Origin of the sequence: Microbacterium sp. NPDC077663 (genome assembly GCF_044542795.1) — a bacterium.
Lineage (GTDB): Bacteria > Actinomycetota > Actinomycetes > Actinomycetales > Microbacteriaceae > Microbacterium.
Genome location: NZ_JBITVE010000002.1, coordinates 1062172 through 1069377, shown reverse-complemented (window position 1 = coordinate 1069377; position 7206 = coordinate 1062172). Strand labels below are relative to the sequence as shown.

8 protein-coding genes are annotated in these 7206 nt (G+C 67.6%); 1 reads left to right on the top strand and 7 read right to left on the bottom strand.

Annotation, left to right across the window (positions count from 1 at the left end; all coding sequences use genetic code 11):
• The first annotated feature begins 241 nt into the window (after positions 1–241).
• The gene (locus ACIGEP_RS12635; RefSeq protein WP_396661966.1) at positions 242–745 is read left to right on the top strand and encodes a MarR family winged helix-turn-helix transcriptional regulator; all 504 of its coding nucleotides are present in this window, start codon (positions 242–244) and stop codon (positions 743–745) included.
• Between the two features lie 232 nt (positions 746–977).
• On the opposite strand, the gene ACIGEP_RS12630 is transcribed toward ACIGEP_RS12635, so the two are convergent.
• From ACIGEP_RS12630 to ACIGEP_RS12600, 7 genes are all read right to left on the bottom strand, one after another.
• Positions 978–1865: a siderophore-interacting protein gene (locus ACIGEP_RS12630; protein WP_396661965.1), complete on the bottom strand. Its 888-nt coding sequence runs from the start codon at positions 1863–1865 to the stop codon at positions 978–980.
• Positions 1862–2665, bottom strand: coding sequence for an ABC transporter ATP-binding protein (locus ACIGEP_RS12625; protein WP_396661964.1), 804 nt, complete (start codon positions 2663–2665; stop codon positions 1862–1864). Before ACIGEP_RS12625 ends, ACIGEP_RS12630 begins: the two co-directional genes overlap by 4 nt.
• Positions 2662–3726 carry a FecCD family ABC transporter permease gene (locus tag ACIGEP_RS12620; RefSeq protein ID WP_396661963.1) on the bottom strand — a complete coding sequence of 355 codons (1065 nt, stop codon included), beginning with the start codon at positions 3724–3726 and terminating at the stop codon, positions 2662–2664. Before ACIGEP_RS12620 ends, ACIGEP_RS12625 begins: the two co-directional genes overlap by 4 nt.
• Positions 3723–4757, bottom strand: a complete 1035-nt coding sequence (locus ACIGEP_RS12615) for a FecCD family ABC transporter permease (protein WP_396661962.1) — start codon at positions 4755–4757, stop codon at positions 3723–3725. The genes ACIGEP_RS12620 and ACIGEP_RS12615 overlap by 4 nt, the downstream gene beginning before the upstream one ends.
• The gene (locus tag ACIGEP_RS12610; RefSeq protein WP_396661961.1) at positions 4754–5758 is read right to left on the bottom strand and encodes a hypothetical protein; all 1005 of its coding nucleotides are present in this window, start codon (positions 5756–5758) and stop codon (positions 4754–4756) included. The genes ACIGEP_RS12615 and ACIGEP_RS12610 overlap by 4 nt, the downstream gene beginning before the upstream one ends.
• 69 nt (positions 5759–5827) lie before the next feature.
• On the bottom strand, positions 5828–6229 hold the full coding sequence (locus tag ACIGEP_RS12605) for a DUF4913 domain-containing protein (protein ID WP_396661960.1): 402 nt from the start codon (positions 6227–6229) through the stop codon (positions 5828–5830).
• On the bottom strand, positions 6222–7109 hold the full coding sequence (locus ACIGEP_RS12600) for a type IV secretory system conjugative DNA transfer family protein (protein WP_396661959.1): 888 nt from the start codon (positions 7107–7109) through the stop codon (positions 6222–6224). Before ACIGEP_RS12600 ends, ACIGEP_RS12605 begins: the two co-directional genes overlap by 8 nt.
• Between the last annotated feature and the right edge of the window lie 97 nt (positions 7110–7206).

Sequence of the window (7206 nt, the reverse complement as noted above, 5' to 3'; positions counted from 1 at the left end):
AAAGGAACGACTACCAGGCCGGTGTCGGCACCGTCGGTTCCGTCTTGCACGATGACGTGGATGAGATCACCAGCGATGCGTTCGGCGCGGAACTCCTCCAGCCAGCGCTCGAGGGTCTCCTTGCTGCGGTAAACCACGTGGTCCTTCCCGAGTGAATATAAGTGGGGATGAGCAAGTCCGGCCTCGAGCTCATCCTCGATTATCGTGTGCTTACGGTGTACGCGTCGAGCGAGGAGCACGCATGACTGATTCCACCCGGAGCGTCGGGCGCGGCGGGTACTGGTACAACGACGCGCCCGGCCAAAAAGAGCGCGCCCGCCGTGTCCTCGAAGCTCTCCGCACCTACCGGGCAGCGGAAGCTGCGATGCGGCGTCGAACCCGCGACTCGATGGCCATGGGCGAGAACGAGCTCCTCGCGCTCCGTTACCTGTTGCGCCAGCCTGGCCATAGCGCTCGCCCGTACGAGCTCGCCCGGTACCTCGGCATCACCTCCGCATCGGTCACCACCATGATCGACAAGCTCGTCAACGACGGTCGAGTGGAACGGGTCGGGGTCACCGGCGACCGGCGCGGCATCATGATTACAGCGACCGCCCACGCCAACGAGGAAGTGCGCGACACGCTCGGGAAAATGCACATCCGCATGTATGCCGTCGCCTCGAAGATGAGCCCGACTCAGCAGAAACACGTTGTCGACTTTTTGGAGGCGATGGTCGACGCCGTCGACCACGTCGAACCCGCCTGAGCGTCTGTTGGCGCTGGGTCGGGATGTGGGTCACTCACCGCCCGTCCGCCCCGTCTGAGTCACGCCAGGGCGGTACTCGGGAGTGGACGATGGGCCGTTGCAGGTGGGCTGCCTGAGGCCCACACCCCGCCCGCACGAGTGACGCTATCCGCCCACGCCCGAACACAAGGGGGCTTGCGATCCACCGTCGTTCGTGCACAACGTCAGAGCACGTGGCATGCGTCATCCACCCTCAAAGGCCGTAGCGCTCAAGCGTGCGGTCGTACTCGTCCTCGACGTCTTCTTCATCGCGGGTGGGGTCGTCCCATAGAGCTTCGAGATGGGCGTGCACGTCCGGGGGTAGCGCTTCATAGCGGGCCTCCCATTGCTCGATGGCCTCGGTCCAGTACCCGACGACCTTGTAGGAGGAGGCGGGTAGGCCTAGGTCATGACGTAGGTATCGACGGACGGAACGAGTCGAGTGCGTCTCGCCTACGACCCATATGTAGCCCACGCCGCCGGGACGCGTGGCGTGACGCACGAGCTGTTCAATGCGGCTCGGGCCTTGACCATTGCCGCCGTGGATCCAACGCAGCTCTGACCCGTCCGGCACCATGAGATTCTGCTCATGTGCGGCCGAGGGCACCTCGACGAAGAGTCGTACGCGCACGCTTGGCGGGAGGTCCTCAAGAATGCGGGCGGCGGCGGGGAGCCCTGACGCATCTGTCACCATGAGTAGCCATTCGAGATCAACCGGCGGTGCGTACATGCCACGTGGCGTGTTCACGCCGACGATGTCGCCGGGCGCCGCGCGCTCCGCCCATCGTGCGGCGAGCCCGTGACCGTGCACGACCATGTCCAGGGTGAGCTCACGACGCATCGAGTCCCATCGCCGCACCGTGTAGGTCCGAAGCGGTGAGGGTTCAACTCCGTCGGCGAATGCCCACGACTGTTCCCCTGAGGGTTCAGGAAGTACCGGTTCGACCTCCCCCTCACGTGGCAGCCACATACGCACATACTCGTCGCCGACGCCGGTGGACTCGAACCCCTCGAGCCCGTCACCGCCGAGAATGATGCGGGTCATCCCAGCGCTCAACGCCTCGACGTGTAGTACTTCGGCCCGGTGGATGAGGTTCGTCACGGTGACACGCTCCGAGAGCTGACGGGCACGACCATCGGCGACCCGGTGTGTGGGTCGTCGATGATGCGGCAGTTGAGGTCGAACACCTCGCGGATCGTCTCGACGGTAACGACGTCGGCCGGTACGCCCTGCGCGGCGATGCGCCCTGCCCGCATCGCGACGAGGTGGTGCGCGTAGCGAGCGGCGAGGTTCAGCTCGTGGAGCACGATGACGATCGTCGTCCCGCGAGTTGCATTCAGCTCCGCCAGTAGATCGAGCACTTCGAGTTGGTAGTTGAGGTCGAGGAACGTTGTCGGTTCGTCGAGCAGAAGGATGTCGGTCTCCTGCGCCAACGCCATCGCGATCCACACGCGCTGGCGCTGCCCACCCGACAGGTCGGAGACCGGCCGGCTCGACAACTCCGCCGTCGCCGTCGCGGAAAGGGCTCGCGCGACGGCCTCCTCGTCGCGATTGTTCCAGCGTCGGAACCAGCCTTGATGCGGATGCCGCCCGCGTCCGACCAAGTCGGACACAGTGATGCCGTCCGGTGCGACCGGCGACTGCGGCAACATGCCGATGGCGCGAGCCACATCGGAAGACCGCATCTTCGAGACCGACGCACCGTCGAGCAGCACGTCGCCGCGGCGGACTGGAAGCAACCGGGCAAGCCCGCGCAGCAGTGTCGACTTGCCTGACGCGTTCGCCCCGATAATGACTGTGATCTGGCCGGGTGGGATCACGAGGTCGAGGCCGTCGATGACGGGCGAGGCGTCGTGACCGAGACGGACGGTACGGGCTTCGAGGCGGCGGGATCGTGTCATGCGGCTCTGGTCCTTCGGGCTGCGGAGATGAGCATCCACGCGATGTACGGTGCGCCGAACGCGCCAGTGACCACCCCAGTGGAGATGGGCCACGGCAACGCGTGCTGCGCGAGGAGATCGGCGATCTGCAGTACGACCGCTCCGACCAGCGCGGCGGCGAGAATGCTCCGCCCAGAGGCGCCGATGAGGATCTGTGCGAGCGGGCCGGCGAGCATCGCCACGAACATGATCGGCCCGACCGCCGCAGTGGCGACGGAGACGAGGATCACCCCGACGGCGAGCACGACGAGGCGGTCACGTTCGACGCGGGCGCCGAGCATGCGCGCGGTGTCGTCGCCGAGTTCGAGTCGACGCAACATGCGCGACACGGCGAAGCCGGTCGGCACCAGTGCCAGGAGCGCCGCGCTGACGAGCGCCGTGGTTTCGGGTGTGGCCATGCCTACCGAGCCCGTGAGCCACGTCATCGCGGCGCGCGCGTCGGAGAACTCGGCGCGCGCGACGAGGTACGAAGTCACGGATGTCGCGAAGGTCCCGATGCCGATGCCGACCAGGATGAATCTGTACTCGGACACACCGCGTCGCCACGCGACGGCATAGATCAGGATCGCCGTGACCCCGCCACCGACGAGCGCGTACACGGGGAGCGCAAGTCCCGCGACACCGCCGAACACGAGAGCCGCTGCCGTGGCAGTTCCGGCACCCGCGGCGACGCCGAGGAAGTCGGGAGACGCCAGCGGGTTCCCGAGCACCCGCTGGAAGAGTGTGCCAGCGGCGCCGAGCGCGAGCCCGACGAGGACAGCAGCGGTCGCCCGCGGAAGGCGCAATTCCCGGACGACGAAAACGGTCGCGGTGTCGCCGCTGCCGGTGAGGCCAGAGATCGCCGCCGCCGGCGACAGCGTGACGCTGCCGAACATGAGCGAGGCGCAGAACAGCAGCAGTACGGCCACTGCGAGCGCGAGGATGACCATGAGGATGCGATGGGTCAACGCGCGCCGCTCGGCGCGCACCTGCGCGCGAATGCGCGCCGTGGCATCCGTCGTCACCAACGTCGTCAGCGTCACAGTTTCATGCTCCGACGGAACCTCACAAGGAGGATGAACACCGGTGCCCCGATCACGCCGATGACAACGCCGACCGGCACTTCACCGGATGCCAGGACGAGACGCCCGACGATGTCTCCGCCGAGCACGACCACCGGCCCAAGGAGCGCGGAGTACAGAAGGATCCACCGATAGTCGGGGCCCGTGACGAGGCGGACGAGGTGCGGGACCATCAACCCAACGAACACGATCGGCCCGCATGCGGCAGTCGCCGCACCGCAGAGCACAGCCACCACGGCGAAGAGCAGTGCCCGTGTGGGCACGAGGCGGAGTCCGAGCGCCCGAGCGAGATCGTCGCCGAGTGAGAGGAGATTCAGCGGGCGGCCGACGAAGAGCGCCACTGCGATGCCGACCGCGAAGAACGGCCAGAGCTGCGCAAGTACCGGCGCGTACCTTCCGGCGAGGGCGCCGACCTGCCACATCCGCAGCTCGTTCAACGCGTCCGGGTCGGCCAGGAGGATCGCCGAGGTGACCGATGCACAGAGTGCGGTGAGGGCCGCTCCCGCGAGGGCGAGTTTCACCGGCGTCGCCCCCTCGGTGCCGAACGAGGCGATGACGTACACGAGCACCGTCGCAAGCCCTGCACCGACGAAGGCGAACCATACGGCATCGCCTGCGGGCATCGTTCCGAAGAGGAGCGCCGCCACGACGACGGCCGCGGCCGCGCCCGCACCGATGCCGAGCACGCCAGAATCTGCGAGTGGGTTTCGCGCCACTCCCTGCAGGATGGTCCCGCCTATCGCGAGCGCCGCACCCACCAGGATGCCGAGGACGGTTCGTGGCACCCGCATTTCGCGGATCACTGTCGCATCCGCTCCCTGAGTGGTACCGGCAACGGCGGCCCACACGTCGAGCGGTGCGACATCACGTGACCCGAGCGCGATGCTGAGCGTCGCGAGAACGACCAGCAGCCCCGCCGCCGGGAGCAGACCGAGCAGTCGACCGGTGCGCTGACCGACGGTCGCCGGCGCGTGCACCGGCGACGCGGTCACAGGTCGCCGACGGAGGTGTCGGTGTCGCGGATCACCTCGGCCAGGCGTGTCAGTTGAGCCGCGTAGTCGCTGTAGGTGTGCAGCCAGTACGCCGGCCATGTCGTCGTCTGACCCGCCGCGTAGGCGGCGATGCTGGACGAGATCGGTGCGGCCTCGAGGATCTGCTCACCGCCGGGGTGATTGCGATCATCGAACATGATGAGGTCGGGCTGGTACGCGTCAGCCTCTTCCATGCTGAGCGTCTGCCAGTACGGGAAGTCGGGGTCGGGCGTCTCAGGGTCGACCACAGCGAGGCCCCACCGCTGGAAGTCGAGCAGCTCGGGGGCGTACTCGGGCACCGCCACGGCGTAGTTCACGTCCCACGGGCTGATCGCCAGCGCCGAGACCCCGGGGTTCTCCTCATTCGCAGCCTGGAAGTCGGTCACTGCCGCGTCGAACTCCGCGCGAGCGTCGGCGATCTGATCAGCATCGGCGCCGAGCGACTCCGCAAGGTCGGCATACCCCTCGATGAGCCCGACGATCGAGTCCCCCTGGCTGGGGCCCACAACAGTCGCCAGGTCAGCGAGCTTTTTCGACTCCTCCTCGACGCCACCCTCGAACCCCGAGTACGCGTCTTCGGCCGGCCACCAGTCGCCGACGATCAAGTCGGGTGCAAGCTCCGCAGCCGCGGCGACGTCAATCTTGCCCCACTCTTCACCGAGGATCTCGACGCCGTCGAAGTCGACGCCCTCCAACCCCACGTCCTCGGCGATCGGGCCGTCGGCGTAGATGCCCACCGGCGTGATGCCGAACTCCATGAGCGCCTTCGCCGCGTATGCGTGCGCGATGATGCGGGTCGGGACCTCAGGTGCCGTGTACGTCTCGCCGTCACCAGAGGTGAAAGTCCACGAACCGGCCGACGACGTCGCGGCCGGCGTTTGCGAGGGACTGCACCCGGTCACGGCGAGTACGGCCGCGACTGCGACGGTGGCGACTGGGACGTGATGGGCGCGACGGTGCACGGCGTTCCTTTCGGGCAAGGTAAGGGTAGCCAAAGCTTACACTCGCCGCTGTCGCTGGGTTCGAGCCGCCTATGAAGGGAATCGAACATCAGGGAACCAGCTCGCAGGAGGCTCCGCGTAAGGCAGCGGTTCACCGGGCTCGCACGCGTCTCTCGACTTCGCGAATGGACCGTCAGTGCTGAGTAACAGGTTCATGTGGTGGTCGGCGTGGTCGCGCCACCACACGCTCGCGCCCGTCGCGGGGTCGAGCCGCAGGTGCTCCCAGGAGCGCCACAGGCCCTCGAGGCGGGCCACCGCCTCGGGGTATCGCCACCAGTCCGCCGCCCACCGGTAGCGGGCGTTTCCGGGCCCGACAGGGCGTGTGTACATGTGGCGCAGGTACTCCCGCACAAACTCGTCGACGGAGCCGTACACCAGCTCCGGGGTCGGCTCGTCGACGTCATCGCGGAAACTATCGAGGAGGTCACTCATCGTGTGGCTCGCTTTCTTCGATCACGGCAGCTCGAGCAGGAGCCGCAGCGGCGGGTGCGCCGTGGGAAGGATCGTGCGCGGCGATCGACGCGCGCAACGCGGCCGCGTGCGGCCCGTTCATCCACGGGACCGTCTCGACAAGGGTCGCGGGAGCGCCAGAGGCGAACACGACCGCGCGGCCGCGCGGGAGAGCGCCGAGATCCGCGACGTCCAAGGTGCGTTCGCGTTGCACCCCATGAGAGGTCGACCGGGTGCCGCGGCCGACACTCGTAGAGGTCGTGCGGCGGTCGTAGTCACCGATCATCTGCGAGAGCTCGCTCAGGAACTCCGGCTCCTTCACGCCGCCGCCGTAGACGGCAACGTTCGAGGCGCTCCACAGCTTGCGCATCCCGTCGCGCCCCCACACCTGCACGCCCTGAGACCAGGACTGCAGAATCGTCATCAGGACGATTCCGCGAGACCCGTAGTGGCTGTACAGGTCGGGGAGGTCGTGCCAACGGCACACGTTCGCAGCCTCGTCGAGAACACCGAGCATCGGCACCTGCAGGCGCCCGCCCGGCTGCGTGGTCGCGTACTCCTCAGCCGCCTCAACCGTCGCGGCCGTCAGCGCGGTCACCAGCGGGCCGGCGGTGCCGCGGCCCTCCTTGGAGAGGCTGTAAAGCGTGTCGCCCCCGCGCACGAACGCGTGCGGGTCGAACTGCGGCCGCGAATCGAAACCGCCCTGGGGTGTCACCCACTGAGCGATCGCGCGCACCTTCAAACACGACGCCATCTGCGCGGCGGTGCCGTAGACACTGTCACGACGGCGAGACTCGCCATTGACCTGCCCGGAGACGGCATCCGCCATTTGCTCGTACCCGTGTCGGCGGAGGATCCGCACCGGCTCATCATCACCCGGCGTGGTCGTCCAGGTGAAAGCGGTCGTGATCGGCAAGCCCTCGAGCGCTGCGGCGAGCAGGAAGCCGGCCAGGAGATCC